Source organism: Nonomuraea sp. 10N515B (genome assembly GCF_052245915.1).
Taxonomy (GTDB): Bacteria; Actinomycetota; Actinomycetes; order Streptosporangiales; family Streptosporangiaceae; genus Nonomuraea.
This window is the reverse complement of record NZ_JBQQBQ010000025.1, coordinates 38,138-63,800: the sequence shown is the minus strand read 5'-3', so window position 1 is coordinate 63,800 and position 25,663 is coordinate 38,138. Positions and strand designations below refer to the sequence as shown.

The 25,663-nt window shown below is 68.1% G+C and carries 26 protein-coding genes and 1 pseudogene; 13 read left to right on the top strand and 14 right to left on the bottom strand.

Annotated elements, in window-relative coordinates:
• Positions 1–4 precede the first annotated feature (4 nt).
• From ACTWQA_RS31955 to ACTWQA_RS31925, 7 genes are all read right to left on the bottom strand, one after another.
• Positions 5–1,033, bottom strand: coding sequence for a DUF932 domain-containing protein (locus tag ACTWQA_RS31955; RefSeq protein ID WP_443162733.1), 1,029 nt, complete (start codon positions 1,031–1,033; stop codon positions 5–7).
• Entirely contained in the window at positions 991–2,154 is a 1,164-nt protein-coding gene (locus ACTWQA_RS31950) for a DUF4192 domain-containing protein (RefSeq protein WP_443162732.1), read from the bottom strand. Before ACTWQA_RS31950 ends, ACTWQA_RS31955 begins: the two co-directional genes overlap by 43 nt.
• A gap of 61 nt (positions 2,155–2,215) precedes the next feature.
• Positions 2,216–2,518 carry a hypothetical protein gene (locus tag ACTWQA_RS31945; RefSeq protein ID WP_443162731.1) on the bottom strand — a complete coding sequence of 101 codons (303 nt, stop codon included), beginning with the start codon at positions 2,516–2,518 and terminating at the stop codon, positions 2,216–2,218.
• A 1-nt stretch (position 2,519) separates the two neighbouring features.
• Positions 2,520–2,957: a hypothetical protein gene (locus ACTWQA_RS31940; protein WP_443162730.1), complete on the bottom strand. Its 438-nt coding sequence runs from the start codon at positions 2,955–2,957 to the stop codon at positions 2,520–2,522.
• Between the two features lie 255 nt (positions 2,958–3,212).
• Entirely contained in the window at positions 3,213–4,010 is a 798-nt protein-coding gene (locus tag ACTWQA_RS31935) for a hypothetical protein (protein ID WP_443162729.1), read from the bottom strand.
• Between the two features lie 391 nt (positions 4,011–4,401).
• Complete coding sequence (locus tag ACTWQA_RS31930) at positions 4,402–5,124, bottom strand: 5-formyltetrahydrofolate cyclo-ligase (protein ID WP_443162728.1); 723 nt, start codon at positions 5,122–5,124, stop codon at positions 4,402–4,404.
• Positions 5,125–5,147: 23 nt separating this feature from the next.
• Positions 5,148–6,305, bottom strand: a complete 1,158-nt coding sequence (locus ACTWQA_RS31925) for a helix-turn-helix domain-containing protein (protein WP_443162791.1) — start codon at positions 6,303–6,305, stop codon at positions 5,148–5,150.
• A gap of 134 nt (positions 6,306–6,439) precedes the next feature.
• Here ACTWQA_RS31925 and ACTWQA_RS31920 point away from each other — a divergent pair, with 134 nt between their 5' ends.
• The 6 genes and pseudogenes from ACTWQA_RS31920 to ACTWQA_RS31895 all read left to right on the top strand — a co-directional run bounded on the left by ACTWQA_RS31920 (position 6,440) and on the right by ACTWQA_RS31895 (position 10,632).
• Entirely contained in the window at positions 6,440–6,859 is a 420-nt protein-coding gene (locus ACTWQA_RS31920) for an ATP-binding protein (RefSeq protein ID WP_443162727.1), read from the top strand.
• Positions 6,841–7,264 (top strand): annotated as a pseudogene (locus ACTWQA_RS31915) (SAM-dependent methyltransferase); the annotation flags it as partial. The gene ACTWQA_RS31920 and the pseudogene ACTWQA_RS31915, both read left to right, overlap by 19 nt.
• A gap of 57 nt (positions 7,265–7,321) precedes the next feature.
• Positions 7,322–7,567, top strand: a complete 246-nt coding sequence (locus tag ACTWQA_RS31910; protein WP_443162790.1) for an SAM-dependent methyltransferase — start codon at positions 7,322–7,324, stop codon at positions 7,565–7,567.
• Positions 7,568–8,195: 628 nt separating this feature from the next.
• Positions 8,196–8,777 carry a WHG domain-containing protein gene (locus ACTWQA_RS31905; protein ID WP_443162726.1) on the top strand — a complete coding sequence of 194 codons (582 nt, stop codon included), beginning with the start codon at positions 8,196–8,198 and terminating at the stop codon, positions 8,775–8,777.
• 38 nt (positions 8,778–8,815) lie between these two features.
• Positions 8,816–9,655, top strand: a complete 840-nt coding sequence (locus ACTWQA_RS31900; protein WP_443162725.1) for an SDR family NAD(P)-dependent oxidoreductase — start codon at positions 8,816–8,818, stop codon at positions 9,653–9,655.
• Entirely contained in the window at positions 9,655–10,632 is a 978-nt protein-coding gene (locus ACTWQA_RS31895) for an amidohydrolase family protein (RefSeq protein ID WP_443162724.1), read from the top strand. The genes ACTWQA_RS31900 and ACTWQA_RS31895 overlap by 1 nt, the downstream gene beginning before the upstream one ends.
• Here the strand turns inward: ACTWQA_RS31895 and ACTWQA_RS31890 are convergent.
• Genes ACTWQA_RS31890 through ACTWQA_RS31865 form a run of 6 tightly spaced genes read right to left on the bottom strand, consistent with a single transcriptional unit; the run spans position 10,619 to position 17,478 of the window.
• Positions 10,619–11,482, bottom strand: a complete 864-nt coding sequence (locus ACTWQA_RS31890; protein WP_443162723.1) for an SDR family NAD(P)-dependent oxidoreductase — start codon at positions 11,480–11,482, stop codon at positions 10,619–10,621. The two genes, ACTWQA_RS31895 and ACTWQA_RS31890, sit on opposite strands and share 14 nt — an antisense overlap.
• Positions 11,479–11,889: a Zn-ribbon domain-containing OB-fold protein gene (locus tag ACTWQA_RS31885; protein ID WP_443162722.1), complete on the bottom strand. Its 411-nt coding sequence runs from the start codon at positions 11,887–11,889 to the stop codon at positions 11,479–11,481. Before ACTWQA_RS31885 ends, ACTWQA_RS31890 begins: the two co-directional genes overlap by 4 nt.
• On the bottom strand, positions 11,886–13,058 hold the full coding sequence (locus ACTWQA_RS31880; RefSeq protein ID WP_443162721.1) for a thiolase family protein: 1,173 nt from the start codon (positions 13,056–13,058) through the stop codon (positions 11,886–11,888). The genes ACTWQA_RS31885 and ACTWQA_RS31880 overlap by 4 nt, the downstream gene beginning before the upstream one ends.
• Entirely contained in the window at positions 13,055–15,052 is a 1,998-nt protein-coding gene (locus ACTWQA_RS31875; protein ID WP_443162720.1) for a CoA transferase, read from the bottom strand. The genes ACTWQA_RS31880 and ACTWQA_RS31875 overlap by 4 nt, the downstream gene beginning before the upstream one ends.
• On the bottom strand, positions 15,049–16,221 hold the full coding sequence (locus ACTWQA_RS31870) for an amidohydrolase family protein (RefSeq protein ID WP_443162719.1): 1,173 nt from the start codon (positions 16,219–16,221) through the stop codon (positions 15,049–15,051). The genes ACTWQA_RS31875 and ACTWQA_RS31870 overlap by 4 nt, the downstream gene beginning before the upstream one ends.
• A 6-nt stretch (positions 16,222–16,227) precedes the next feature.
• Positions 16,228–17,478, bottom strand: coding sequence for an LLM class flavin-dependent oxidoreductase (locus ACTWQA_RS31865; protein ID WP_443162718.1), 1,251 nt, complete (start codon positions 17,476–17,478; stop codon positions 16,228–16,230).
• Between the two features lie 96 nt (positions 17,479–17,574).
• Here ACTWQA_RS31865 and ACTWQA_RS31860 point away from each other — a divergent pair, with 96 nt between their 5' ends.
• A complete protein-coding gene (locus ACTWQA_RS31860) occupies positions 17,575–18,777 on the top strand; it encodes a DegT/DnrJ/EryC1/StrS family aminotransferase (protein ID WP_443162717.1) in 1,203 nt (400 codons plus the stop codon).
• 5 nt (positions 18,778–18,782) lie between these two features.
• On the opposite strand, the gene ACTWQA_RS31855 is transcribed toward ACTWQA_RS31860, so the two are convergent.
• Positions 18,783–19,253: a MarR family winged helix-turn-helix transcriptional regulator gene (locus ACTWQA_RS31855; protein WP_443162716.1), complete on the bottom strand. Its 471-nt coding sequence runs from the start codon at positions 19,251–19,253 to the stop codon at positions 18,783–18,785.
• A 98-nt stretch (positions 19,254–19,351) separates the two neighbouring features.
• On the opposite strand from ACTWQA_RS31855, the gene ACTWQA_RS31850 reads away from it, so the two are divergent.
• Genes ACTWQA_RS31850 through ACTWQA_RS31825 form a run of 6 tightly spaced genes read left to right on the top strand, consistent with a single transcriptional unit; the run spans position 19,352 to position 25,657 of the window.
• Complete coding sequence (locus ACTWQA_RS31850; protein WP_443162715.1) at positions 19,352–20,518, top strand: acyl-CoA dehydrogenase family protein; 1,167 nt, start codon at positions 19,352–19,354, stop codon at positions 20,516–20,518.
• A gap of 8 nt (positions 20,519–20,526) precedes the next feature.
• A complete protein-coding gene (locus ACTWQA_RS31845) occupies positions 20,527–21,543 on the top strand; it encodes an acyl-CoA dehydrogenase family protein (RefSeq protein ID WP_443162714.1) in 1,017 nt (338 codons plus the stop codon).
• Complete coding sequence (locus ACTWQA_RS31840; protein WP_443162713.1) at positions 21,540–23,678, top strand: CoA transferase; 2,139 nt, start codon at positions 21,540–21,542, stop codon at positions 23,676–23,678. The genes ACTWQA_RS31845 and ACTWQA_RS31840 overlap by 4 nt, the downstream gene beginning before the upstream one ends.
• A gap of 7 nt (positions 23,679–23,685) precedes the next feature.
• Positions 23,686–24,573 carry an SMP-30/gluconolactonase/LRE family protein gene (locus ACTWQA_RS31835; protein ID WP_443162712.1) on the top strand — a complete coding sequence of 296 codons (888 nt, stop codon included), beginning with the start codon at positions 23,686–23,688 and terminating at the stop codon, positions 24,571–24,573.
• Complete coding sequence (locus tag ACTWQA_RS31830; RefSeq protein WP_443162711.1) at positions 24,570–24,749, top strand: CoA transferase; 180 nt, start codon at positions 24,570–24,572, stop codon at positions 24,747–24,749. The genes ACTWQA_RS31835 and ACTWQA_RS31830 overlap by 4 nt, the downstream gene beginning before the upstream one ends.
• Positions 24,698–25,657, top strand: a complete 960-nt coding sequence (locus ACTWQA_RS31825; protein ID WP_443162789.1) for a CaiB/BaiF CoA transferase family protein — start codon at positions 24,698–24,700, stop codon at positions 25,655–25,657. Before ACTWQA_RS31830 ends, ACTWQA_RS31825 begins: the two co-directional genes overlap by 52 nt.
• Positions 25,658–25,663 lie beyond the last annotated feature (6 nt).

Here is a 25,663-nt window from a genome sequence, read left to right as displayed (position 1 = left end):
ACCTTCACGCGGCGCGCAGGAACACCGGTCGGTCGAGGACCTTCTCCAAGGTCTGGAGCGTCTCGCGGTCGAGCTCATCGACGCCCCCGGTCACTGCGCGGAGATAGTTACGCTCCACGCGGCCAGCGCCGCGCACGATCTGTTCGTGATGGACGTGCGTGTTCACGGCCTGGAGCACACCCCAGCCGGTACCGGCCCAGGGCGCCACGCGGTTGTCGTACCGCCAGAGCTTGAGCAGGCTCTCGCGCTTGTTCTCGGCGAGGGTCCTGGACCGGCCGCGATCCGTCGGAATCGGCGCGTACTCGTCCAGGAAGCGCGCCCACTGAGCGGGGCTCACGGTCGTTGCGCAGAGCTGTTTGACCTGCGCGGTGAACGCGTCGGCCACGTCGTAGACGATGTTGAGCACGTCGCGGGCCTCCGCGAGCCGGAGCTTGGAGTGGCGCGAATGCTTGATCTTGACCTGTTGCCCGCGCTCGGCCAGACCGGCGGCCATGGTGTTGTCGCACACGATGTTGGTCACCGCGCGCTTGAAGGTGGTGGCCAGTGAGCCGTCGAAGGACGTCGCGCCGAAGAGGTTCGGGCGGAACTCCACACCTTCCGGCGTGCGGATGTTCTCCGGCACCTCCACCGACACCCAGGCCACGGCGCCGGAGCGGAGCAGGCCGGCCGACCCGATCGACAGGTCGTCGTCGAGCAGCCGGGCGATCGTGCCGAGCAGCCATTCGCGGTAGGGATGCGGTTCGTAGCTGTCGGAGAAGATCCCCATGACGTAGCCGTTGTCGCTGCGGACGATCGCCTGACGCTCGGGGATCTCGGACAGCCCGCCGGTCACGGGGTCGTCGACGTAGATCGCTCGGGAGAGCGCGTCCCACCCGAACAGGCGTCGCTCGACGTCACCGACGGGGATCGCTCCGGGGTAGTGGTTGGGCTCTGCGCCTTGCAGGCTGGCGCGGTAGTGCCAGGCCGTACTGCGCTTGTCGGTGAAACCGATCAGCGTGTTCTCGTTGAGCCACTGCAGGGATTCCTTGGACATGTCTCCTCCAGACATGACGGAGGCGCCGGGCTGAGCCCGGCGCCTGAGGGAGGATTGATCAGCTCTGGTCGGGGAGCGGGGGGGAGTACCGGGCGTGCCCTGCTGGGATACTCAGCGGCGATCTCAGTGATTCGAGTTGCCATTTCCGCGAAGTCGACGGCGGAGATCGGCTCCGGGGGAATGCCCTCGTTGAGTGCCCAGAGGATCATGTTGGCGAAGGAGTATTCGCGGTCGACCGCGAGCGCGCGATCAACTGCGACGCGGGCCAGTGCTCCATCACCCGACCGCATCGCCAGGAAGGCGAGATTGGCGGCTGGGGCGGGGACGAACTCCGGCTCTACCCTCCGGGTGAGCTCCACCCAGAGCTGCATTGAGAGCTCTTCGCCGTACTCGTGGCAGAGAGTGAGGGCGATGTCCCGAACGAATATGCCGGTCAGCAGGACGCCCAGCCACGCGACCTCATCCGCCGGGATCGGTCGTCCCGCCCGGACATGATCGAAGCCCTCGCGGATCCGTTGGAGGCCTTCCCCGAACCAGTCGGTGCTGTCGAGCTGGTTCACGGCACGGGCGCGCGCGGCGGTCGTCGCGTCGCTAATCGCATCGCGATCAGGACCGACAACAGGGGCGAGGCGCTGGCGGAAGGTCTCTCGGTCCGGTGCTGCGGCGTATCCGGCCAGGACAGCGGCCAGCGCGGCGGGGTTGCTGGTCGTGTCGTACGGCACGCCGTCGGGGGAGCAGCAGGAAGGGTCCATGCATACGTAGGACCAGTACCGGCCGTCTTCACACCGGATCGCATCGATGATCTCGATGCCCGATGCGGTGGCGGTTGTGAAGACGGCATCCATGATCGGGGTGACCTGCCAGCCAGGCCCGTAGCCGATGAACAGGACGTTCGGGAGAGCGTGCTGAGCGATGATGCGAGCGCATGCGTCGGCCAGATCCGGGCTCTGTACGGAGCACTCGGGGAGATCGAAGCGCACGACCCCCTTGAACACGTCGGCATCGAAGACGACGGCTACGAGACTCAGCGTCGGATGGAACCCCAGAAGGTACGGGACGACGGAGAGGAAGTCCGCCGTATCGCGCAGGTAGAGGGCGCTGGAGTCAGGGGAAGCGGGCATGGGTGTCCTCCAGACATGACGAAGCCCCGGCCGGACCGACCGGGGCAGGGGAGAAGGGAGATCAGCAGCGCTCAGAGCGGACGCCGCCGCGCGGCCCGAGGAAGATCCTCATGTCGGGCCATTCGCCCCCGTCCCGGGAGCGGTAAAGCAAGATCTCGCAGTCATCGGTCACGCAGGGCGTGAGCACGCGAGTGGGTTCCTTGTGGACGAACGCGAACACGGTCGTCTGCCAGTGGCCGTGGAGGAAACGCTCGGCCAGTTTGTGTTTCGCGTCCGCGAGGGACACGAACTCTTCAAGATCAGCGTCCTCCGGTCGGCTGTAGCCGTTGCCGCCCCACCAAAGGCCGAACCACCGGGCGGACATGTCAGCTCCCGCTTTCGCGGTTCGGACAACCGGGGGAGAGGTGATCGCCGCCGCAGTAGCCACAGAGATCATCCATGGCGTGCACGGACAGCTCTTCGGCGTACTGGTCGCGCCACGCGATCTGGGTGCTGGTGTAGGCGTCGAAGTACTCGCGATCCGTGTCCCCCTCCTGAAGCGTGAGGTACGCCAGCACCGTGCGGGCAGCACAGACCAGCTCTGCAGCAGTGAACACCACCCCGGCTCCCGACGTGACGTCGGATCCCGTGAAGATCGTGTGGTTCTGTCGCGAGAGCCGGTACTGCCACCGGATCCGCCCGTCTTCCGTGCGGCCGGTTGGCCAGAGCTCCAGTTGGTGATCGTTGTCGACGGGCCACGCTGCGAGGAGTCGGGAGGAGATCCTCCAGCCCCTTGGCAGCTCCAGGCCGTCCAAGACGGGCATGGCTGTCTTCCTTTCGGGGACGCGGGGGCCGCCCGTATCGGGACGGCAGGTCATGGGGCAGCCCATAGGAGAAGCGCCGGGCTGAAGCGTGGGCCGCAAGGCGCGGCGAAGCGTCTGCGAGCGGCGCCGCCGGTCGCTTCTTGCTGTCACTTAAATACGGTGCGTCAAACCGCCCAAGCGTCCGCTGACCTGCAGTTTTACCTAGAAATGCGAGCGCCCCGACCGGTGCCGGCCGGGGCGCTCAGGTGCTTTGGATCAGTCGTTCGTGGGTGCTTCGGCACTCGTGTAGACCATGGCGTTGCGCGCGTCGTCAAGGCGCTCAGAGAGCTCCCTGACCTCCGCGCGTGCCGCGTCTCGCACCCGGATCACCGCGCGGCGGGAGCCGTACGCGCCGCCGTACTCCTCCTGGGCGATCGTGGCGAAGATGCCCGCGCGCCCGAGGTCTTCTGCCGCTTCCGCCTTACGCAGGATCCGGCGAAGCGTCGGGAACCCTTCACCCTGGCCGTACGCCTGCCGGAAGATCTCCGCGCTGTGCTGAGCGGCGGAGAAGGCGACGGCTGCCCGAGCCACGTTGTCCACGTGGGGGAGCCCGCGCATGAGCTGCACGCCGGGGGTGGCGTCGATCTCGCTCGGAGGGACGTCCACGCGGTAGCCGTTGCGCGCCGCCGCATCGCGGACTGCCCACCGCTGGAGGGTGGTGCGGGTGATGAGCATCTCTCCGCCGTCCCGGCGCACGTAGACCCATCCGTCGGCAGTCGGCTCGCAGGAGCTCAGGATGTCGCGGAGACGCTGAGCGAACAGGAGAATCGCATCCTGGTTGACGTCGTCCGAGACGTCGTCGGTGCCGTAGGGGGCGTAACCGCCCTTGACGATGGTTGCGCTCCCGTCCATTCGCTTGCGCGATCGGGTGGCGTCGACCGTACGGCAGTAGCCGCGCGCGAGCTTCCGGATCTGCTCCCAGTCTTCCGACGTCACACGGGCCATGTCCTCCGGTGTGAGGGTCGCGCCGGGCACGCTCGCGGGTACGAACTTTCCGGAGTCGAATTTCGCCATGACTTGCTCCGATCCCTTTCGGCTCCCGTGCCGGGCGCCGCCTTTCTTGGCCAATTCAATTAAACCGCGAATGGGAGATCGAATCAATGGAATTCGAGAGGATATTCTGCTATATTCTCAGGTCGGAGTGGCCGGCCTTGCGAATAGCAAATGAATGAGAATATTAAATAGATGGCGTTAGATGGCTTGGTGATTTAGTGGAATGCAATTGCTGACTGTCGGAGGCTTTACTGTGCCTGCTCCTCCTTCTATGGACGGGTTACCCGTACCAAAGTCGGAGGCAGGCGCCACCCTGGTGGATGGGCAGCCACCTGCGGGAGCATGCACCCAGCACCCTCCCAGTTAGATCGGTGCCCTAACGGGATGCCTAATTGGAGACTAACCTGTGGACCTAGTTGGAGCGTCTCTGCGCTCGCATTCCCAGGACAGGAATGGCGGCCACCTTCTCCGCAGGCATGCTGGGCCATATCAAGCCACTCGGTCTTGGTGAGCGTGGACAGACAATGACGTCTCTTTCCGTGACGATGAGATCGACACGGAAATCGTGCTCCGCCTCTGGCAGCGGCTCGTCGACAACCTGCAGTGAATGGACGGTGGTCACGATGATGGTGTCGTCATTGACCAGACCATCCTCGATCAGAAGCGCCACCTCGATATCGGAGTAACCGGCGCCCTTGCCCAGCCGCACTCCCTGCCGGTTGACCGCGACGGTCCCGCACACAACAAGATCGATCGGCCGCATCTCGTCCGTGCCGACGAGCGGGCTGCTCGCTGCGGCGGCCTTGCTCGTCGCGGCCTCCGCCGGCGACAGCTGCGAACGACCCGGATCGATCAGGTAGAACGGCTGGAGGGTCGCGATCTTCGGTACGGCCATGTAGAGCAACTTGTTCTCGGCCAGCGCCCGGGCCCGGACAGGAAGCTGCGCGGTGTCTGGGTTGGCCTTGACCGTCTCTGCGCGCTGCCACTGCGGTGTCGACGCGAGGAGTTCGGCCGCCCGCTCAGCTCCGAGGAAGTCGGGGATGTAGCCACGAGCGTCAGGAGTGGAGATCCCAGCATCGACCAGGGCCGACCAGATCCGCTCCCTGACGGCGTTCTTCTGATGGTCGAGGCTCATGTGCCCACCCCATCATGTGGTCATCAGCCCGAACAGCCGATCACTGATCTCCTGCACCCACGGCTCATGGCGCCAGGGCGCCAGGGCGCCAGTTCCCGCCCGGCGGAGAAGGCGATGTTCATGCCACCCCCGCCACGAGTCTCCTCGATCAGGTCGATCGCCTGGTGCAGCGTGCCGCAGGCCTCCTCCAGCTTGCCCTGCCTGATGTACGCCAGCGTGAGGTGGCCGAGCACGATGGAGCGCGACTTCTTCCACTGGACCAGGCTCCGAGCAGTACGGGTCAGGATCTCCTCGGCCTTGCCGTTCGCACCGAGGAACAGGTAGCACGAGCCTGCCATCCGGTCGAACTGTGAGGACGAGTACATAGGGAGGGCCTCGTCATCGGTGTGGATCCGGGTGAAGCTGTCCGCCGCGGCCCCCAGCGCCTTCTCGCAGTCCCGTCGCTGTCCGAGCATCGCGTGGGCTTCACCGACATGGAGATGCCCAAGACCGGTCAGGACGTTGCTCGTGGCGTTGCTCACGAGCGCGGTCTCACGGCAGAGCCTGAGCCCTTCGCGTGGGTCCTTGGTTCCGTAGAGCGCGACGAACCCTTTCCTCAGCTGGGCATGCGCCTCCAGCACCGTGTCAGAGATCTCCCGCGCCGCTGAGATCGCTTGATCGAAGTACAGCAGGGGAACGACGTCGTCGCGCCTCTGCGAGGCATCCCAGATGAGCTGACCCATGAGCGTCGCCGACTCGGCCACAGAGAAAGCGAGCGTGCGACGGATTCGACCGGCACGCGCGAAGCTGTAGAGGTGCGTCACCTGGTTGTGGCACTGGCCGGCGGCCGCCAGGAGCGAAGTGGATGGGGCAGCGTCATACTCCGCGCTGAGACGCTCGATCTCTTGCGCCAGCTGGGCGATCGTCACGAGGTCGACAGAAGCGGGGTTGCGCAGCGTGAAAGCGAGCCGATCTGCTTCGTCGTCTGGCGTGGGAGCGAGGATGTCGTCCAACTCGCCGAGCGGCAGCTGAAGCACCTCGGCCAGCTTGGGACGGTGCCATGCCCGCGGTTCGGTCTCGCCGCTCTCCCACCGCACGACCGTCGACCGCTCCACACCCACCGCATGCGCGAGGCTTTCCTGGGAGTGCCCCAGTGTTTTGCGCCGTTGCGTTAACCTTTGTCGGCGTTTAGCCATCGCCATCGCTCCCAAGCGAAGTCCTCATACCAGTATTCCTCGCTTCTCCGCAGGTCGCAGGCCCTAATGCAGCATTGATGCGCCATTCCTGCACGGATTTGCTGTGGAGGGGATGGGCCCTTCAGCGTTTCCTGCAGGGCATGACGAGTAGCCTGTCGAACGACACTCGGTCGCGCTCCTACACCCTGTCGCCGGTGCCGGCCTCGGTGCCCGCCGCGCGGGCGTGGGCGCACCGCATGCTGATCCATTGGGAGATCCTTCACTTCGCTGAACGCGTCGAACTGCTGGTCTCCGAATTGACCACCAATGCGATCAAGCACGCGAAGGCCGGCGGTGCTCCTGTTTGCCTCGTCCTCCGTTTCGCCGACGAAACGCTTCGGCTTGAGGTCCACGATCGAGACGGCCAGAATCTGCCGGTTCAGCAGGTGCCGACAACAGAGGCGCCCGACGGGCGAGGGCTCTGGCTTGTCGAGGCGTACTCGGACCGCTGGGGCATCGAACCGGCCGGTGACGGCAAGGAGGTCTGGGCCGAGCTGGATGGATGCGGAGTCGGGGCATGAGTGAGCACAACGGCACCAGTCCGCTCATCGACATCACCAAGCCCAACGAGGCGCGCATCTACGACTACCTCCTAGGCGGTAACGCCTACTACGGGGCCGACAGGGCAGCGGCGGAGGAGCTCAAGCTCACCATCCCGGACCTGGTGGACCGGGTGCGGGAGACCCGAGCCTTCTTTCGTCGTGTGGTGCGGTATCTCGCGCGTACGGCAGGCATCAGGCAGTTCATCGCCATGGGCGCCGGTTCCGACGCAGGAGAACGTGCATGATGTCGCTCAAAGGATCATCCCGGATGCGCGAGTGATCTATGTCGACGACGATCCGATGATCGTGACCCATGCCCGCGCACTGCTCGCACGACGGCAAGGTGTTCATGCTGTCCTCGCGGGTTCGATTCCCTCGGGCTTCCGGCGTGGCGAGACCCAAGGCCTCATAGACCTCGACCGTCCTCTATCCATCTTGCTGATGCGCCCTCAGTTCGAGGGGATGGGGTCTCTCCAGGAAATCATGGCTCCCGGCAGCTACCTTGCTGCCAGCTGTCCACCCGTTCAGGGTGCGATCCGGTGCTTCGATGGGCTTGAGCTGATCGAACCGGGTTTGGTTGACGTCCGCGAATGGCGTCCGGAGAAGGTCGGACAAGCGGCGACGCTTACCTCCATGCCTGTTGGTGGAGTCGGCCACAAGCCGCTCCCTTGGGCTGCGGCGGCTTGACCGTGGCGTCGCGAGATTGCATCAGCCCTCACGCGGCGGAGCTTGCTGACGAGTTCACCACGCTGGACTGGGATCCGGTCCGTATGGATCAACGGGTCCGGGTGCTCAAGTGGACGTGTGATTGCACCAGTCCTGTGTACGAGCTCTGCGCGGCGGGCGGGCAGTACTTCATTCGCCGATCTCAGGGTGCTGCCGTTACCGAAAGCACGAGGCTTAGGTGCCGAGACGCCGAAGAACTCTGGAGAGCGCTGCTTTCCGGCCGGTTGCACTGAGAGAGCTTGGCCCCGCGAGGTCGGCTCCGAGCGATGACGTCGCCAACATGGTGCTTCAACCGCCCTCAACTACTACACGCTGCAGCTCCTTCCTGGGACGGCGACTTTCCGGGAGTGACATCGGCGGGCTGAGCCGGCGCGGCGCCGCAAGGTCCGTGGCGTCCCAGAGAAAGAGCATCTTGGCGTCTTCTCGCCCAGACCGGCCACAAAGTTCCAGCCCGTCGCGGACGAGCCGACCAACCGGCTCGCAAGCGGCGTGGCGTCTCGCGCTGTAGGGCGCGGTCTGCTGGCGAAGAAGGGTGAGCCGCTCCGATGCTTATAGGCTCTAAGCTCCTTATCGAGGAGAGGAGCCCGCCATGGAAGGGTCCGAGGTCGCTCAGGGCTCGCCGCGCAAGCGCCGGCGGGTTGGTCTGGATGCCGGCACGGTCGCCAGGGCCGCGGTCGAGCTGGTCGACGATGAGGGCGTCGAGGCGCTGACCATGACGAACCTGGCTCGCCGGTTAGGAGTGACCCAGCCAGCCCTGTATGCCCATGTGGACAATCTCGCCGCCGTTCAACGGTCGGTCGGCCTGTACGGCATGCGCCAGATGAGCGAGGAACTGCGTACAGCGGTGCTGGGCCGGTCGGGCGATGGGGCGCTCCGTGCGCTCGCCGAGGCCTACCGCGACTACGTCCGTCGTCACCCGCACCGCTATGCGCTGCAGCAGCGGGCGCCGCGGACGGAGGAATACCACGAGGTGGGAGAGCGGGCGGCAGAGGCGGTTCGAGCGGTGCTGCGTTCCTACGGGCTTCCTGAGGAGGAGGTGCCCGCGGCACACCAGTTCTTCCGTGCAGCCATCTCCGGCTTCGTCGTCCTGGATGTGGACGGGAGCGCGGACGCGGGCTTCGAATACTTCCTGGAGAACTTCGCCGAGATGCTGCGACGCAGGGCCAGCTAGGCCTTGTGCACGTCTCTACTTATAGCTATTAAGGAAAAGTGAATAAGGACTCATTAGGTCTGGCCGGCAAGAGCGCCGTGGTGGTCGGCGGGGCCGCAGGACTCGGGGCGGCGGTGAGCGAGCGCCTGGTCGAGGCGGGATGTCGAGTCACTGTGGCCGACGTTGCCCACGACACGGCCGAGAAGCTTGTCGCGGAGCTGCGCGAACGAGGTGGCGAAGCCGTCTACCGGCAGACCGACGCGCGCCGGAAGGACGAGGTCGAGGCGGCGGTGCGGGCCGCGAGAGAGGCCTTCGGCCCCCTGCACGTGGCGGTCAACGTGGTCGGCAACCCTGGCGGAGCGGCCGGCGTCAAGCCCTTCCTCGACATGACCGTGCAGGACGTCCAGGAGCGCTGGGAGCTGAACTTCCTGAGCGCCTTCCTGTGCTGCCAGGCCGAAGCCCTGGCGATGATCGAGGATGGTGTGGCGGGGGCCATCGTCAACTTCGGCTCCTCCAGTGGCATAGTCGGGGCGCCGAACATCAGCGGATACGGCGCGGCGAAGGCGGCGGTCGCGCACTTCACCAAGTCGGCCTCGATGGAGCTGGCCAGGTACGGCATCCGGGTGAATTGCGTGGTCCCGGGTACTCACGCAAATCCCGCCCAGCGGCCGCCCGCCGATGAGAAGATCGCCGAGTTCCGCCGTCGCGCGGCCGAGGCGCCGGTGCTGCGCAGGTTGGGCGAGGCGAGGGAGACGGCAGGCGTGGCCCTGTTCCTGGCCTCGGACCTGTCCAGCTACATGACCGGCCACACGGTGGTCTCAGACGGCGGGGTGGTGCACACCACAGCCAGACCACCGGTCGGCATGGACCGCGAGGCCGAGGCGGTGAAGCGACTCTGATGGAGATCATCGACGCGCACACCCACGTCTTCCGGTCCCAGGACCACGGCCGGGAGGCCTTCGGCTACTTCCTCAGCCGCAACCCCCGATCCGGTCATCCGGCCGAGCCGGTGGCGTACGGGACCGTCGGGGAACTGCGGCAGATGATGGCGAGTAACGCCGTCTCGGGCGCGAACATCCTCATGTTCACCTGGTCGGGCCAGTACTGGCGCGACGGCCAGTACACGCTGCCGGACGAAGGGACGCGGCGTGAAGCGGCGGCGGAGGAACTGCGGCTGCGGATCGTGGATCGGATCCGCGACAACAACGCCTGGGCCGGCGCGACCGTCGCCGGCCAGCCGGACCTGACCTACTTCTGCGGGGTCGATGCGGTTCTCATGGGCGAGGAGGAGATGCTCGCGGAGCTGGAGGCGCGGGTCGCGGAGGGCGCGAGCGGCGTCAAGATCGTGCCGAGGGACATGCGGATCCGGGGCGACGATCCACGCCTGCGCCCCCTCTTCGACTGGTGCGCCAGACGTGGCGTCCCGGTGCTCACGGAGTCCTCCGGCCATGGCGCGGCCTTCGGCAGGCCCTCCGGATTCGAGAAGCCGCTGACCGAGTTCCCGTCATTGAAGCTGATCTTCGCTCATTGCGGTCACAGCCCCGTCTTCGGGGAGGGCGCTGATGTGGAGGTGGTCGAGCTGGCGCGTCGCTTCGAGAACGTCTGCGCCGACCTGTCACTGCGCGTGCTAGAGGTCGCCGACGGCAAGGTGGAGCCGGAGCGAATGGCGCAGCACATCCGCCGCATCGGTGTCGACCGCGTGCTCTATGGGAGCAACTTCGTGCTGGCCGAACTGCTCCAGCCGGTCGCCGACGCGGCGCGCCCCCAGCGGGTCCGCACGGAGAGTTCCCTGCAGGCGTTTCTCCGTTTGCCGCTGACCGGCGACGAACTGGCGGCGGTGGCCGCCGGGAACTTCCGGAGGCTCACGAGCCGCTGAGCCGTACGGGGTCGATCTCGCCGGGTTGCCACCCGGCCACCAGCTCGCGCCCGTCAAGGGAACGGACGGGCAGGCCGAGCTCCAGGATCAACGAAAGGCTCGTCGTCACCCGCCCGGTCAGCTGATCGGGCGGGCCGGTGAGCAGGGCGAGCGCCGCCTCGACGAAGGCCTCGACAGGCTCGATCCGATGAGCGGGAAGATCCGCGACAGCCATTGCGTGATCGGTGCGAACCGCTCCCTCGGGTGCCAGGGCGTTGACCGCGATGCCACTGCCGTACAGATCCATCGCCGCACCGGTGGTCAGCCGGTCGATCATCGCCTTGGTCCCCCCGTACAGGCAGGCGCCGCCGGATCTGGTGGTCAGGTACGGCGGGCCGGTGCGGTGACGTGCCTGAGCTGAGGTGATGTTGAGGATCCAGCCTGCGCCTTCCTCGATCATGCCCGGGATGACTAGGCGCGCGAGGTCCCAGGCCGCCCAGACATTGACCTCCATGGCCGTGCGGAACGCGGTTTCGGTCATCCGATGGAACGGCAACTCGAAGACGCGGGGCGCGGCGGCGTTGTTGACCAGGAGGGTGACCGGCAGGCCGAAATGCCGTTCCGTTTCCTCGATTGCACGTCGCCTGTCCTCCGCGCTGCCAATGTCGGCCACGACACCCAGCGCGGAGTCACCGATCATCTTGACCGTCTCCGCCAAGGAACCGGGATAGGCACCCTCACCGGGATGCGCGGTCCGGCCGACGACGCCCACGAGTGCTCCCGCGGCAGCCAGCCGTACCGCCAGAGCCTGGCCGATGCCGCGGCTGGCTCCCGTGATCAGCGCCAGCCTGCCCGAGCAGGAAACGGTCACGACACCCTCCTGAGGAAGGGCGCGCGGACCTTGTGCTCGCCGAAGCCCAGCCAGCCGAACTCCACCCGCACCGGTGCGTCCATCGCGGGGTCGTCGCCGAGCAGGCGGCTGACCAGCCTGACTCCGGGTGCGGAGTCGATAGCCGCGATCGCGGCGACGAAGGGGACGTGGGCGGCGAACGCGGGCAGGAAAGCATGGTGCACCACGCTCCAGGAGAACAGCCTTCCCGCCGGCCGTACCTCGATCCACGGCAGATCTGTGCCGCCGCAGGCGGGACAGCACGGCTCGGGATACCAGCAGAAGCGGCCGCACGACGCGCACTGCGGGAAGGCCAGCCGGTCCTGGGCGGCGGCGCGCCAGAATTCGCCGGTCAGCGGCTCGTCGAGGCGGGGAAGGGGAAAGGTCATCGTGCTCTCCGCAGAAGGAGGGTGCTGGCTTGGGCGCCCGTGTACCCGCCGTACAGCCCGATCTCAGCGGCCGAGCCGCGCAGCCGGCGGACCAGCTCGGTGACGTGGGCGATGCCCAGAACATAGGAGTGGGATAGGAGCCCGCCGTGGGTATTGGTAGGCAGGCTCGCCCCGACCCGGAGAGCGCCGCTCTCCGCCAGCGGACCCGCCTCGCCTTTCGCGCAGAAGCCGAGGTCTTCGAGCTGCATGAGCGTCACGATCGTGAAGGGGTCGTAGAGCTCCAGGACGTCGACCTCGGACGGGGTGATGCCCGCCATGGCGAAGGCGGCGGGTCCGGCGAAGACCTGCGGGGTGTGGGTGAAGGCGGGCTGCTGAGCCCAGTGGCTGCCGGTGTGGCTGGTGCCCAGCCCGACTCCGGCGACCTCCACCACCGTCTGCCGCAGGTCCCGCGCACGCTCTACCGTGGTCATGACGTACGCGCCCGCGCCGTCGGAGATGAGCGAGCAGTCCTCCTTGCGGAACGGCTCAGCCACCGGCGGGGAGGAGAGGTATTCCTCGAGGCTGAGCGGCCGGTCGTGCATCACCGAACCAGGAGTGAGGTTGGCGTGGTGGCGTGTGGTGACGGCCACATGGCCGAGCTGCTCGACGGTGGTGCCGTACTCATGCATGTGCCTACGGGCGATGGTGGCGAAGTAGACCGGCTGGGGGAACCAGCCAAAGGGCACCTCGAGCTGTCGTTTGGTGACCTTCTGGGCGTGGCTCTGGCCGGGGCCGCCTACCATGGCGGAGCGCTGAGTCGCCCACGCGACGGCGAAGGCGTTGACGATGTGGCGGGCGCTGCCGCCGGCGAGCGCGCGGGCGGCGGTGTGCGGCGCCGTGCCCGCCCACACCATCGCACCGCCTTCTGTGGAGCTCCACAGCGGGCCGGTGTGCCCGAAGTACCGCCTGAAGGCGTCGGCGTCCAGTTGGTCGGCGAAGGCCGGATGCCACATAATGCCGTCGATGTCCGCGGGGGTGAGCCCAGCGTCCTCGATGGCCGCCGCGGCGGCTTCGGCCGCCATCTCGGAGGCGGCGCGCCCGGAGGCCCGGGTATGCGGAGCCTCGCCGATGCCGGCGATCGCCACGCCGGTGGCCAGATCGCCGAGCGGCTCGCTGTGACCCCAGCTCATCGACGTGGGCTTTCGCCGATGACGTCCCGTGCACGCAGGTCGGCGAGCTCCAGGTCGCTCACGCCGAGCAGATCGGTGAGGATCTCGGCGTTGTGCTGTCCGAGGGTAGGCGCCGGACGGCTGAGCCAGGGCTGGCTCCGAGGGTACGGCAGGCCGGGCAGGTCGAGCGTGCCCGCGATCGGATGGGTGAGCCGTTCCAGGAAGCGGCGGTGCTCCAGTTGCGGGTTACGGGCCGCCTCGGCTGGGGCGAGCACCGGCGCAGCCGGGATGCCGTGGTCGAGCAACAGCTGGACCGTGGCGTCCCGGTCGTGGCCGGCGAGGTCGCCGCCGAGCAACTGCGTGAGTCGTACGAGCTGCTCTTCCGTCTGCACGCTGAGGGCCAGCCACTGATCCGGGCCCGCACAGGGGAAGACGCCTTGGAGCAGAGCGGCGGGGTCGTGGTTGCCGGTGCGCGAACGGGTCACGCCGGTCGCGGCGGTGTCAATGACGGCTTCCGCGGCGACGTTGAGTATCGCCTCGATCATCGGCGCCTCTACCACGACGCCCCGCGGCCCGTTGAGTGCGACCAGGGTGGCGAAAGCCGCGTGCAGGCCCGCGATGGGATCTCCCGCCTTGGGCGTCATGGGCGGCAGGTCCGCCTCGCCAGTGATCCACGCTAGCCCGGAGACCTGCTCCATCGTCTGGGCGAAGCCCGGTTTGTCACGCCACGGCCCGTCCAGTCCGAACGCCGGCATACGGACGACGATCAGGTCGGGGTTCCAGGCGAGCAGCCGGTCGGGGGTGAGGTCCAGCTGCTCCAGAACTCGGGGGGTGAAGTTCTCGACCAGCACGTCGCTGACCTCGATCAGCCGTCGTAGCAGGTCGCGTCCGGCGGGCAGGTCCAGGGCGAGGCCGCGCTTGCCGGTGTTCGCGCCGTGGAAGATCGGCCCGTACTCCCACCAGGACTCGGCGCCGGGCCGGGCGGTGGTGAAGCGCATGGGATCAGGGCGGCTGGGCGACTCCACCTTGACGACGTCGGCTCCGAGCGCGGCGAGCAGGTTGGTCGCGGACGGACCGGCCCAGAACGCTGTCATATCGACGACCCTGATCCCTCGGACGTCGACGAATCCGGCCTGCCCCGCGGGGCTATAGGGCACGCGGGGCCAAGGGAGCCCGTCGTGGCTCGGGACGAACACGCCGCGCTCCCGGAAGTGCTCGACCTCCAGAACGGAGGCGGGGGTGGTCACCGGCGCGGCGGGGATGCGCAGCGCCTCGGCCAGCTCCAGGATCTCCGCGACGGTCCGTGTGGTGGTCCACGCGTGCACGGCCTGGAGGAATTCGGTGCGGCGCCGCCGTCTTCCCGCGGCTGTGGCGAGCTCCGCGTCGTCGATCCAGTCGGGCCGCTCGATCATGAGGAGGAAGTTCTGGAACTGCTGCGCGGTGACCGTGCAGAAGCCTACGTAGCCGTCCTTGGCTGGTTCGACCGACGGCAGCTCCACCGATCTGGCCGGCCCTTCTGCCCCCAGCTGGGGGAACAGATAGCCGAAGGTGTTCTGCGTGAGCAGCATCGTCTCCAGCATCGAGATGTCCACGCGCGCGGAGGGGGTGGCGGTCAGGGCGGCGATCGCGGCGTAGGCGCCGGCCGCGTACTCGCCCAGCCTGCCGCCTGAACAGACGGGCTCCCGCAGGCCGCGGGACCCGGTGGAACCGCACCACGCCTGCAGGGTGAACTCGTTGGCAGGCCGACTCGCCCACGGCCCGGAGCGGCCGAAGGGCGAGACGGAGACGACCGCGACGTCGGGATCAACGGTGTTCAGGTCCAACCCCACGTCCTCGACGAGGACGTCCACCTCGGCCGACCAGCCGGAGGTCTTGCCTTCGTGCAGGAAGCGCAGGAAGGGCGAGCGCGGCTCGTCCTGCTCCGCCCTGATCACCTCGGCTCCCGCATCACGCAGGAGTTTGCCGCAGTAGCCGCCCGCGACCGTGCGGGAGACCTCCATGACGCGCAGGCTCACGACGGCAGCGGGAGGTTGTAGAGGCGGGCGGCGTTGTCCTGCATCACTCGCCGGACCACGTCGGGACGCAGTTGCGCCACGGCCGGGCCGACGATGTCCAGGCTGTCGGGATACAGGCAGGTCGGATGCGGGAAGTCGGTCTCGAACAGGACGTTCTCCGGCCCCACCCGGTCGATGGTGTGGGAGATGTCGTCGCTCTCGAACCAGAAGCAGGCGTGGATCTGCCGGCGGAAGTACTCGCGCGGCGAAAGGCTGAGATAGTCCATGCTGCCTGGAGCGGTCTCGCCCAGCTGGTGCTCCAGCGCCTCCAGGAAGAACGGGATCCAGCCGATGCCGCTCTCGACTGAGACGATCTTCAGGCGGGGATGACGCTCCAGAACACCCGAGTAGATGAAGTTGGCCAGCACCCGCGCGTTGGTCAGGTACATCATCGCCGAGCCCACCGCGAGCTTCTGCTCGGGTCCCAAGCCTGGCCAGGGCGAGGAGCCGAACCAGCTGAGGCTGTCGTGGGCCGCCCCGATGTGGAAGTTGACCGGCATGCCGAGATCGGCGCACACCTCCCACAGGCGATCCCAGGCACGATCGGCGAAGTCAGGCAGTCCGGCCTGCTGGGGATCGCTGGTCGTGTTCACGCCTCGCAGCCCGAGCTGGTGCATGCGCTGGACTTCGGCCACCGAGGCGTCGATGTCCCACCAGGGGATCAGCCCCATGGGAAAGAGCCGCTGCCCAGAGGCGTCCTGCATCTCGGCCATGGCGTCGTTGTAAACGGTCGCGCACAGCAGTTTCAGCACCGGATCCTTGATGTCGCCGAAGCGCTGGCCGCCGAAGCCGGCAGTGTTGGGATAGATGATGTGCGCCCACACGCCGAGCCGGTCCATCAGCTCCAGGCGGGCCTCCACCTGGTAGGCGGCCGGGGTGACGTCGTCGAATGTCCAGCCGATGAACTCGGTGCCGCGGATGCGCTCGCCGTCCCTGGTGACGACGCCCGAGGCGCCTGCCCGACCCAGGACCGCGCCGTCGACGACCCATTTCGGTCCGCCGTCTATCTCGGTGACGCGGGGCACGCGGTCGCGGTAGTCCGCGGGCGCGCGGGAGGTCCACAGGTCGTGCGGTTCTGTGATGTGGGTGTCGGCGTCCACGACGCGCAGGCCGTCCAGTACAGCGTCCATGTCTCCTCAGCCGCGGAACTCGGGGATGACCTTGGTGGCGAACAGCTCCAGGTTGCGCTTGACCGTGTCGAGCGGGAGCACGCCCTGCTGGCCCTGCAGATAGAGGCCGAACCACTCCAAATCGGGCATGCGGTCGAGCATTCGCTGGATGCCGTGCTTGACGTCGTCAGGGGAGCCGAACAGCGCCATCTCGACCTGGTGCATGCGCTTGATGTCCCCCTTGTCAGGGGAGATCGGCACGTGAGACGGGTCCTCCTTGGTACGGAGCACCTCCAGGTAGCCGAACGGCCCAAAGAAGGCGGCGAAGTCCTTGGGCACCCCCCCGCCGTAGCGGGCCATCGCCTCTTCACGGGTGTCGGCGATGCCGACCACCTTGAGGATGCCGGTGTGCTCGCCCAGCTTGTAGTGACGCCCGCACTTGGCCGACCCCTCCTGGTAGAGCTGGGCCTTGGCCGCGTGGTCGTCCGGGTTGGGGGTGAACATCCACGGCATGATGTCCTCCTGAGCCGCGCGGATCACCGACCGGTCGGAGACGGTGAAGGGCTGCCACAGCTCGGGATGCGGGTTCTGGTACGGCCGCGGGCAGACCGACACCGCCCGGACCCTGCCGTCGTCGGAAAGCTCGCCCGGCGCGCCGAAGGTGCGCGTCCACTCGGTGGCGGGCCAGCCCTCGATGCCCTCGTAGGGGTAGGGCACCTGGTAGTCCAGGACCTCCGACTTGTAGCGCAGCGTCTCCTGCGTCCACGCCATCTTCATGATCTTGAGCACTTCGCCGAAGACGTCGAAGTTGCGGTTGTCGGCCGACGAGCCGTCCGAGCGCGCGGCGGCGGCGTGCCAGCGCTGGCCCAGCACGTTCATCCACCGGTTCTGGTAGCCGCGCGCCACCCCCAGCCGCAGCCGCCCCTTGGAGAACTGGTCGAGCAGCGCGACGTCCTCGGCCGCCCGGATCGGGTCCCAGGCGGGTAACACCAGCCCGAGCGGGGCGAGCAGGATCCGCTCGGTCCGCGCGGCCAGGTCGGTGAGGAACATGAGCGGATTGACCGAGAACTCCATCCCCTCGGAGTGGAAATGGTGCTCGGTCATCATCAGCGCGTCGAACCCGATGCGGTCGGCGTGCACGGCGATCTCCCGCACCTCGTGCAGCAGTGCCTGGTACGACTCGGTATCACGGCCGATCGGACGCTTGGCCAGGGCGTTGGCCTCAGCGGCGTACCCGGAGCCAGGAATCTGGGGGTTCAAGAAGATGGCGAACTTCACGAGGCCTCATCCCTTAAGGCTTGTTCGTCCCTAACCTAGGTGATATTTACTCTTGCTTAGAGGCTATAAGCAAGCCCTTGACGGAAGGCCGGTGCGATGCAACGGGTCACCTACTCCGCTGCCGTCTACGACCAGAGCGAGATAGACGCTGTCACACGTGTCCTGACGCAGGGGCAAAATGCGTTACGCATCGGCCCGCACGTCGAGGAGATGGAACGGCTGGTGGCCGAGCTGTTCGGCAAGCGGCGCGGGGTGATGGTCAGTTCCGGCTCGGCCGCGCTCATGCTGGCCGTGGAGCTGCTGGATCTTCCGTCAGGTGCCGAGGTCGTCACAAGCCCCCTCACCTTCTCCACCGACCTGACGGCTTTGCTGCGAGCCGGACTCGTCCCTGTCTTCGCCGACATCGAACCCGACACCTTCCAGATCGACGTCACCAAGGTGGAGGAGATGATCGGCCCCGCCACCGGGGCGATACTGATCCCGAACCTGGCAGGCAACGCCCCCGACTGGGACGAACTCCGGCGCATCGCTGACAGACATGGATTGAAGGTGATCGAGGATTCGTGCGACGCGCTGGGCGCCACGCTCCGCGGCACCCCCACCGGGCGCCGCTCGGACATCTCCGTCACCAGCTTCTCGTTATCGCACATCGTCACGGCGGCCGGCCAGGGCGGCATGGTCCTGCTGGACGATCCCGGGTGGATCGACCGCTGCCTGACCCTGCGCGGCTGGGGGCGGCGTTCAGAGGTCCAGCTGTACGGCTCCGGCCGGGGCGGGGAGCGCAACCTGCGAGCCGATCTGGATGGCGTCCGCTACGACGACATGTTCATCTTCGACGAGCCCGGCTGGAACTTCCTGCCCACCGAGCTCTGCGCGGCCTTCGGCGTGGAACAGGTGCGCAAGCTGCCCCAGAACGTCGCCCGCCGCAAGCAGATCTTCGCGGCGTACACGGAGATCCTGGCCCGCCACCCTGAGCACTTCATCCCGCCCCGCCAGACCGACGGCCTGGACACCGCCTGGCTCTGCTACTGCTTCCTCATCCACCCCGACGCGGGTTTCGACCGCTCGGACCTCCAGTCCTTCCTAGAGCCGCGCGGTGTCGACACCCGGACCGTCTGGACCGGGAACGCGGCTCGCCAGCCGTTCATGAAGGACGCGAGGTTCCGTCAGCCCGGCACGGGCCTGCCGGGCGCTGACGCGGTGCTGGAGCGGGGCGTCCTCGTCTCCTGCAGCCACGGGCTGAGCGACGACCAGATCGCCTACGTGGGCGAGCAGATCGACGAGTTCGTCCGATCATGACGGGCTCACGCGAGAAAGGACGCCCGGATCGACTGGGCGAAGCGGTTCAGCAGGTGGCCGAACTGGTCGATGTCCTGTTGGGGCCAGTCCTTCATGACCTCGCCCAGCATCTCCACGCTGGTCCGGTTGATCGCCTCTACGGCTCGCTGTCCGGCAGGCGTCAACGTGATGGCGACCGCGCGCAGGTCGCCGGGCTCGGTCGTCCTCTCGACGAGCCCCCAGGCCGTCATCCTGCCCAGCACCTTGCTGATGTTGGAGGCGCTGGTGCGCGTGATCTGGGCGAGGTGGGAAGGCCGTGCCGTCCCTCCCGCCCGCGACAGTTCCCACAGCAGCGTCATCGAGGCGGCGTCCGCTTCGACGCCTGCCCGCTCGAGGATGATGTCCTGCATCCCCACCGTGGTCCACCGGCCGACGATCAAGCCGAACGCCTCGAGAACGAGGGCAAGGCTCGGCTCTGGGCCCGGATGTGAAGTCATGTTCGCTTGAGCTCTTCCCTCGAAAGGCCGTCGACATTACTCTGTCGTGACGACATTATTTCCAAGCGACAGTATATCGCCGGCGGACGGACGTCTGAATGTATCTCGACTACACCGCTGAACAGCTTGCCCTTCGTGACGAACTGCGTGCCTACTTCGAGGGCCTGATGACCCCGGAAATCCGCCACGAGCTGCGCAATGGCACCTCCGTGCCGGAGGCGACGCCGACCTACCGGGCCGTGGTGCGTCAGCTGGGCCGGGACGGCTGGCTCGGCATCGGCTGGCCCCGGGAGCTGGGCGGGCAGGGCAGGACGATGATGGAGCAGGCCATCTTCGCCGAGGAGGCGGCTCGTTACAACGTGCCGACCCCGCTGCTGACGATCAACAGTGTGGGACCGGCCATCGCCGCTTTCGGTACGGACGAGCAGAAGGCGATGCTGCTCCCAGGAATCCTCGCCGGTGAGATCCACTTCGCCATCGGCTACTCCGAGCCCGAGGCGGGCACCGATCTCGCCTCGCTCCGCACGCGCGCCGTTAAGGACGGCGACGAATACGTCATCACCGGGCAGAAGTTGTGGACGGGGATGATGGAGGCGGCGGACTACATCTGGCTGGCCGTCAGGACCGACCCGGAGGCGCCCAGGCACAAGGGCATCTCGGTGTTTCTGGTGCCCCGCCACGCCGAAGGCATCAGCTCCACCCGACTGCGCACCATGGGCGACCACTCGGTCGCCGCCGTCGGCTTCGACGAGGTCCGGGTGCCGATCGACGCCTGCATCGGGGGCGAGAACAAGGGCTGGCCACTGATCACCGGGCAGCTCAACTTCGAGCGAATCGCGCTCGCGCCCTCGGCCGGGTTGGCCGCGCAGCTGGACAGGGCCATCCGCTGGGCTGCACAGGAGGGCTTACTGGACCAGCCTCACGTGCGGATGGCTCTGGCCAGGATGCGCGCCAAGATCGAATTTCTTCGGCTGCTCAACGCCAAGGCCGCGGCAGCGGTCGACTCCGGGCGACTGGCCGCCGCGGACGCTTCGGCCGCCAAGGTCTTCGGCAGTCAACTCCACATCGAGCTGACGGAGGTGCTGATGGAGCTGGCTGGAAGGCGCGGCTATCTCACACGCGAGGCGCCCGGCGCGGTTCTGGACGGCTCGCTGTCCAAGTCGTATCGGTCCGTCCACGTCATGACCTTCATCGGGGGAGCAAACGAGATCCAGCGTGACCTCATCGCCCAGCTCGGCCTGGGCATGCCACGCGCCAAGCGCTAGGAGCCACCATGGACTTCACCTTCGACGAAGACCAGTCGAGCCTGCGGCAGCTGGCCGCGGAGATCCTTTCCGGGCCACCGGAACGGGTGTGGCCGACCCTTGCGGAAACCGGCCTCCTCGGCATCGCCCTACCCGAGGAACTGGGTGGCTCCGGCGCCTCGTTCATCGAGTTCTGCCTGCTGGTCGAGGCGCGTGTCCCGCTGATCGAAGGCGTCCTGCTGGGCGCCGCTCCGGTCGCCGAGTTCGGGACGGCGGAGCAGCGGGCCCGGCTGATCCCCCCGGTCTGCGCGGGCGACAGCGTGCTGCCCGCAGCTCTGGAACATGGCAGGGCGCAAGCCATACCGGACAAGGACGGGTGGAGGCTCTGCGGGGAACACCCCTTCGTCCCGCTGGCTGAGCGCGCGCAGCGGATCCTCGTGGCCGCGAGCGACGGTCTGTTCCTCGTCGATCCGGCCGCGCGAGAGGTGGAGCTCCGTCGCCAGGACACCCTGACCGGCGACCCGGAGTTCGTGCTGCGTCTGAACGACACCGCGGTCGCCGCCGAGGACGTGCTGCGCCATCCAGGCGAGAGCGCCGAGGTGCTGGAGTGGCTGCTGCCTCGCATCACGGCGGCGTACTGCGCGCAGCAGGCCGGCTGCGCCGCGGCGGCGCTCGACCTAACCGCCGAGCATCTGCGGACCCGTGAGCAGTTCGGCCGTCCTCTCGGCACCTTCCAGGCGGCCAGCCAGCGCATCGCCGATGCCTACATCGAGGTGGAAGGCATGCGGCTGACCGCCTGGCAGGCGGTGTGGCGGCTGGCCGAGGGGCGCGACGCCAGCCAGGAAGTGGAGATCGCCGCCTGGTGGGCTTGCGACGCCGGTCCCAGGGTTCTCCACACGGCCCAGCACCTGCACGGAGGACTGGGGACCGACCTGGACTATCCGCTGCACCGTTACTTCCTGGAGGGCAAACGCACCGAGCTGATCCTCGGTGGAGCCTCGGCGCGGCTGCTGGGACTGGGCGGGATGCTGGCGGGCCGGTCATGAGCAGCCCGCTGGCGGGATTGCGTGTCGCCGAAGACTCGCGGACGATCGCGGGTGCCTACGCGGGCAAGCTGTTCGCCGACTGCGGCGCCGAGGTCTTCACCACCGGCGGGCTGGAAGGGCCACTGGGCGCTTTCCTATCGTCCGGCAAGCGGGTGGTGAGCAGCCTTCCCCCCGCCGATGTGCTCATCCGGGAGACCGACGAGCCGGGTCAGGCGCCGATCGTCGTCGACATCTCGCCCTATGGGAGCGGCGGCCCGCAGCGGCCGTGGACGGACTTCACCCTGCAGGCGGAGAGCGGGTCGCTACGCCTGCGCGGGGTGCCGGAAGCCCCTCCGCTGATGGCCGCCGGGCACCCGGCGGAGTGGGTCGCCGGGGCGCTGGCGGCGGGTGGCGCGCTGGCCGCAGTCCACGGCGGCGGTCCGGCCCAGCTGGACGTGGCGCTGCTCGACGTGCACGCCTACGTCACCAACCTGTTCGTGGACGCGGCCGCCGCCCTGCGCGGCGACCCTCGAGAACCGGCGATCCTGCGCCACCGGCTCAGCCCGTCGGTGGAGCCAACGCTCGACGGCTGGGTCGGCTTCAACCTCGCCACCGCGCAGAACCTCCAGGACTTCATGATTCTCGTCGAACGGCCGGACCTGCTCGCCGACGAGGAGCTGACCACGCACTACGGCCGCTACCGGCGCGCCGCGGAGTGGAACGAGATCGTCCAGAGCTGGACCCGGCGCCACACCACCGCGCACATCCTCGAGCAGGCCGCACTGCTGCGGATTCCGGCCTCACCGGTCCACAACGGTGAGACCGTGGTCCACGATCCCCACCTGGCCGAGCGTGGCTTCTTCCGCGACGGCCATCCCGACGTCCCCTTCCTCATCAACGGGCGGCGACCACGCCCCGGCGGCGCCCCCCTTCCACACCGGGGCAAGAAGCCGGCGCCTCGGCCCCTGTCCGGCCTACGCGTTCTCGACCTCGGCACATGGTGGGCAGGCTCCTTCGCCGCGACCCTGCTCGGATCTCTCGGCGCCGACGTCCTCAAAGTCGAATCGACCCGGCGAGTGGACGGAGCACGCCTGCTGAACGGCGACCCGAGGCAAGAGTCGTGGTGGGAGCGTGGCCCCTTCTACCTGGGCGCCAACCACAACAAGAGAGGCATCACGCTCGATCTCACGGACCAGGAAGGGCTCGGCCTGCTCAAGCGGCTGATCGCCAAGGCCGACGTGCTGCTGGAGAACTTCGCGCCACGCGTCCTGGACAACCTCGGCCTGGACTGGGACGGCGTCCACGCCCTCAACCCTTCGCTGGCCATGCTGCGGATGCCGGCCTTCGGGCTGACGGGGCCGCTGCGCGAGCGGGTCGGCTACGCGCAGACCGTGGAGCAGTACTCCGGCCTGTGCTGGACGACGGGGTACGCGGGCGGGCCGCCCACGAACCCCAGCGGTCCGTCCGACCCCATGGGCGGCGCCAACGCCGTCTTCGCCCTGCTGGCCGCCCTGCGCCTGGGCAAGGGTGTCCTGGTGGAGGCGCCGCTGGCCGAGGCGGCGATCACCATGGCCGCCGAGCAGATCGTCGAGTCGAGCGCCACCGGCCGCGTGCCCGGCAGGAACGGCAACCGCAGCCCCGGCATCGCTCCCCAGGGCGCCTACCCCTGCGCAGGCACCGAGAGCTGGGTGGCTGTCTCCGTGGCGACCGATGAGCAGTGGGCGTCGCTGCGCGACCTCGTCAAGCTGCCTCGCTGGCTCGCCGACCCCGCGCTGGAGTCCCTGGCGGGCCGCGAAGCCCAGCACGACCTGCTGGATCGTGAACTGGCCGAGTGGACGGCCGAGCAGGACGCCGACGAGTTGGTCGCCGCGTTGCGCGAGCGGGGCATCCCGGCTGCCCAGCTCGCCGACCCTCGTTTCGTTCACGATAGCCTGCCGCGCCTCTTCGAGGAGGTCGACCACCCGGTCACCGGCCCGATTCACCTTCCCGTCGTGCCCTACCGCTACTCCGGCATCGACCGCTGGTCCCACCTGCCCCCGCCCACCCTCGGCCAGCACACCGCCGAGATCCTCGCCGAGGACCTCGGCCTCACACCCGACCAGATCGACGACCTCGCCGCCCGCGGAGTCATCGGCACCTCCCCAGCCCATCTGTGAGGACTCCATGAACGCCACCAGACTGGCCACCGGCTTCAGCTGGACCGAGTGTCCCCGCTGGCACGAGGGCCGCTTCCACTTCTCCGACATGTACAACCGCCGCATCGTCGCTCTCGACGGGAACGGCGACGCGCAAACGCTCCTCGACCTGAACGACCGCCAGGCCCTGGACGGCGCCGACATCGTCCCCGTCGGCACCGGCTTCCTGCCCGACGGCCGCATGCTTGTCAACTCGATGTTCGAGAAGGTCGTGCTCGTCGTCGAGAACGGCGTGGGGAGCGTGCATGCCGACCTGCGGGAGCTGGCTGCCGGCCCGATCAACGACATGGTGGTCGACGCGACCGGCCGCGCCTACGTCACCCAGCTCGGCTTCGACCTGTGGGCCGGGGAGCAGCCCGCACCCGCGCCGATCATCATCGTCGAGCCGGACGGCGCCGCGAGGATCGCCAAGGGCTCGGAGCACCTGATGGGCGCCAACGGCATCGCCCTGTCGGCGGACGGCGCCACGCTGGTCACCGCCGAGGCCTTCGCCAACCGGCTGGCCGCCTTCGACGTCGACATCTCCGGCGACCTATCCGGCCACCGCGTCTTCGCCGAACTCGGCGACATGCCCGACGGCATGTGCCTGGACGCCGAAGGCGCCGCCTGGGTGGCGATGGTCATCACCGGCCGGGCGATCCGCGTCGCCGAGGGCGGCCAGGTCCTGGCCGAGGTCACCGTGCCACAGGCCGAAGCCGGTGTCAGCACGGCGTGCGGCCTGGGCGGACCCGACCGCCGCACCCTCTACCTAGCCTGCGGCTTCGAGGTCTTCGACCACGAGAAGTCCCGCCAGGAGGGCCAAGGCTCGATCTGGACCGCCCGCGTCGACGTGCCAGGAGGCGAGGCACGCCCATGAAGCCCTCGCTGGACGGCGTGCGCGTCGTGGCGCTGGCCGGGCAGGGCCCGGTGCCCTTCGCCGGCATGATCCTGGCCGATCTCGGGGCGGACGTGATCCGGATAGATCGGCCTGACGCGCAGCGCTGGGCCGATCACCGGAGGGACGTCATGGGACGCGGGTCGCCCTCGACCTGAAGGACCCGCGAGCCATCGACGCCGTCCTCAGACTGATCGAGCAGTCCGACGTGTTCATCGAAGGATTCCGGCCGGGAGTGGTGGAACGGCTGGGCCTAGGTCCCGAGGTCTGCCTGGCCAGGAACCCAGCGCTGGTGTACGGACGCGTGACCGGCTGGGGCCGAGAGGGCCCTTACGCGCTGGTGGCCGGGCACGACCTCAACTACCTCGCACTCACCGGTGCGCTCCATTCCATCGGCGCCGCCAACGGACCTCCCGCCGTGCCGCTCAACTTGGTGGCCGATTTCGGCGGTGGCGGGATGTACCTGGCCGTCGGCGTGGTCAGCGCCCTGCTTGCCGCCCTGGTCACCGGTGAGGGACGGGTGGTGGACGCGGCCATGATCGACGGTGTGGCCGCCATGATGGCGATGTTCCACCCGCTGATCGCCAACGGCAGCTGGAGTGAGCGCAGAGGGACCAACGTCCTGGATGGCGGCGCGCACTTCTACAACGTCTACGAGACCGCTGACGGATGTCACGTCTCGGTCGCCGCGATCGAGCCGCCGTTCTACCGGGCGCTCCTCACCGGGCTGGGCCTCGACGGCGAGGACCTGCCCGCGCAGCTGGACCGCGCCGCCTGGCCGGCGATGCGCGAGCGGTTCGCCACGATCTTCCGTACCCGCACCCGCGACGAATGGTGCGCCGTGCTGGAGCACACCGACGCCTGCTTCGCCCCGGTGCTCACCCCCACCGAAGCGCTGGATCACCCACACCACCTGGCCCGCGGCACCTTCCTCGACGTCGAGGGCGTCCAGCGCCTGGGAGGCGGATCGTCCGGAGAGCCCCCGGTGCCAGGCGAGCACACGGCGCAGGTCCTGGCAGAAGCCGGACTGACCCAAGCCGAGATCCAGGCGCTGACCACCCTCTGAGGAGAC

What these genes read in the sequence shown, in the direction of transcription:
- ACTWQA_RS31910 (WP_443162790.1), top strand. Translation starts at nt 7,322, where the DNA reads ATGCGCCCTCAGTTCGAGGGGATGGGGTCTCTCCAGGAAATCATGGCT.
- ACTWQA_RS31925 (WP_443162791.1), bottom strand. Translation starts at nt 6,305, where the DNA reads ATGGCGATGGCTAAACGCCGACAAAGGTTAACGCAACGGCGCAAAACA.
- ACTWQA_RS31935 (WP_443162729.1), bottom strand. Translation starts at nt 4,010, where the DNA reads ATGGCGAAATTCGACTCCGGAAAGTTCGTACCCGCGAGCGTGCCCGGC.
- ACTWQA_RS31930 (WP_443162728.1), bottom strand. Translation starts at nt 5,124, where the DNA reads ATGAGCCTCGACCATCAGAAGAACGCCGTCAGGGAGCGGATCTGGTCG.
- ACTWQA_RS31835 (WP_443162712.1), top strand. Translation starts at nt 23,686, where the DNA reads ATGAACGCCACCAGACTGGCCACCGGCTTCAGCTGGACCGAGTGTCCC.
- ACTWQA_RS31870 (WP_443162719.1), bottom strand. Translation starts at nt 16,221, where the DNA reads ATGGACGCTGTACTGGACGGCCTGCGCGTCGTGGACGCCGACACCCAC.
- ACTWQA_RS31840 (WP_443162713.1), top strand. Translation starts at nt 21,540, where the DNA reads ATGAGCAGCCCGCTGGCGGGATTGCGTGTCGCCGAAGACTCGCGGACG.
- ACTWQA_RS31850 (WP_443162715.1), top strand. Translation starts at nt 19,352, where the DNA reads ATGTATCTCGACTACACCGCTGAACAGCTTGCCCTTCGTGACGAACTG.
- ACTWQA_RS31940 (WP_443162730.1), bottom strand. Translation starts at nt 2,957, where the DNA reads ATGCCCGTCTTGGACGGCCTGGAGCTGCCAAGGGGCTGGAGGATCTCC.
- ACTWQA_RS31885 (WP_443162722.1), bottom strand. Translation starts at nt 11,889, where the DNA reads ATGACCTTTCCCCTTCCCCGCCTCGACGAGCCGCTGACCGGCGAATTC.
- ACTWQA_RS31880 (WP_443162721.1), bottom strand. Translation starts at nt 13,058, where the DNA reads ATGAGCTGGGGTCACAGCGAGCCGCTCGGCGATCTGGCCACCGGCGTG.
- ACTWQA_RS31955 (WP_443162733.1), bottom strand. Translation starts at nt 1,033, where the DNA reads ATGTCCAAGGAATCCCTGCAGTGGCTCAACGAGAACACGCTGATCGGT.
- ACTWQA_RS31945 (WP_443162731.1), bottom strand. Translation starts at nt 2,518, where the DNA reads ATGTCCGCCCGGTGGTTCGGCCTTTGGTGGGGCGGCAACGGCTACAGC.
- ACTWQA_RS31920 (WP_443162727.1), top strand. Translation starts at nt 6,440, where the DNA reads ATGACGAGTAGCCTGTCGAACGACACTCGGTCGCGCTCCTACACCCTG.
- ACTWQA_RS31895 (WP_443162724.1), top strand. Translation starts at nt 9,655, where the DNA reads ATGGAGATCATCGACGCGCACACCCACGTCTTCCGGTCCCAGGACCAC.
- ACTWQA_RS31855 (WP_443162716.1), bottom strand. Translation starts at nt 19,253, where the DNA reads ATGACTTCACATCCGGGCCCAGAGCCGAGCCTTGCCCTCGTTCTCGAG.
- ACTWQA_RS31830 (WP_443162711.1), top strand. Translation starts at nt 24,570, where the DNA reads ATGAAGCCCTCGCTGGACGGCGTGCGCGTCGTGGCGCTGGCCGGGCAG.
- ACTWQA_RS31950 (WP_443162732.1), bottom strand. Translation starts at nt 2,154, where the DNA reads ATGCCCGCTTCCCCTGACTCCAGCGCCCTCTACCTGCGCGATACGGCG.
- ACTWQA_RS31905 (WP_443162726.1), top strand. Translation starts at nt 8,196, where the DNA reads ATGGAAGGGTCCGAGGTCGCTCAGGGCTCGCCGCGCAAGCGCCGGCGG.
- ACTWQA_RS31860 (WP_443162717.1), top strand. Translation starts at nt 17,575, where the DNA reads ATGCAACGGGTCACCTACTCCGCTGCCGTCTACGACCAGAGCGAGATA.
- ACTWQA_RS31845 (WP_443162714.1), top strand. Translation starts at nt 20,527, where the DNA reads ATGGACTTCACCTTCGACGAAGACCAGTCGAGCCTGCGGCAGCTGGCC.